The sequence below is a fragment of the Mesorhizobium sp. M7A.F.Ca.CA.004.06.1.1 genome, from assembly GCF_003999135.1.
Classification (GTDB): domain Bacteria; phylum Pseudomonadota; class Alphaproteobacteria; order Rhizobiales; family Rhizobiaceae; genus Mesorhizobium.
The window spans coordinates 1-1,243 of record NZ_RZPQ01001133.1 but is presented as its reverse complement, the minus strand read 5'-3'; the positions used below and the strand labels follow the sequence as shown (position 1 = coordinate 1,243).

Genomic DNA, 1,243 nt, shown 5'->3' with positions numbered 1-1,243 from the left:
GGCTGGACGTGTCCGTCCAGGGCGAAGTTCTCAACCTACTTGGGCGTTTGCAGCAGGAGTTGGGCATCGCCATCCTCATCATCACGCACAATCTCAATGTCGTGCGCCACATGACCGACCGCATGGCGATCATGTATCTCGGCCGCTTCATCGAGGTCGGCTCGACCGACCGTATATTCGAGCAGCCTTGCCACCCCTATACGGAGGCGCTGCTGTCGGCCAATCCGGAACCCGATCCCGACGCCGCGCTCGACCGGATCGAGCTCAGCGGCGAAGTGCCGAGCCTGATGACGCGCCCTCCCGGCTGCGAGTTCCACACCCGCTGCCGCTATGCGCAGGACATCTGCAAAAGCGCATTCCCGTCCCGGACAACCGACCGCGAAGACCCCCGCCATGTCTTCAATTGCCACTTCCCGTTGTCGGAACGGGCGCTCGCCGGAGCCGTCAATGTCTCGTGAAATCCTCGATATTCCTCTCTCCAACGGCACGCCGGGCAGCCGCCACAGTGTGCGCATCATACGCTACGGTGCCGCCGCCGCCCGTCCCAAGGCCTACATCCACGCGGCACTTCACGCCGACGAGGCGCCCGGCCTTCTGGTATCACATCATCTGGTCGAGCAGTTGGACGCCGCCGATGCGCGCGGCGAAATCCGGAGCCAGATCGTCGTCGTGCCTTACGCCAACCCGCTCGGCCTGGCGCAGTTCGTCAATGGCGACCATCTCGGCCGTTACGACCTTGCCAGCGGCCGCAACTTCAACCGCAACTGGCCTGACCTTGCCCCCGAATTGATCGCCCGGCTCGGAAACCTGTTGGGAAGGGATGCCGACGCCAACAAGGCGCTGATCCGCGAGACGATCCGCGCAATCCTCGACGAACGCTGTGTCAGGCAACAGGTTGATTCCCTCTATACGGTGCTGGCGCGCGAAGCCTTCGATTCTGATCTCGTTCTCGATCTTCATTGCGACGACGAAGGGCTGATGCATCTTTTCGTGCGGCCGGAGATCGCGGCGGAACTGTCGGACATCTCGGGCGAACTCGGCTGCCGTGCCGTGTTTTCGCAGGGCGCCTCCGGCGGCTCGACCTTTGCCGAAGCAAGCGTCGAGCCGTGGTTGAAGCTCGCGGCGGCGTATCCCGACAAGCTGATACCGGTCGGCTGCATGGCAGCGACGGTCGAATTGCGCGGCTTCGTCGACATCGGCGACGAGATGGCCGCGACAGATGCGTCGGCGCTGCTGAATGTGC

2 protein-coding genes are annotated in these 1,243 nt (G+C 63.6%); both read left to right on the top strand.

The features are described from left to right. Nucleotides 1-458: ABC transporter ATP-binding protein (locus EN906_RS34495; protein WP_164777626.1), on the top strand; the 458-nt coding region annotated here is incomplete at its 5' end. Then, on the top strand, nt 448-1,243 hold a 796-nt coding region (locus EN906_RS34490), incomplete at its 3' end, for a succinylglutamate desuccinylase/aspartoacylase family protein (RefSeq protein ID WP_164777625.1). The genes EN906_RS34495 and EN906_RS34490, both read left to right, overlap by 11 nt.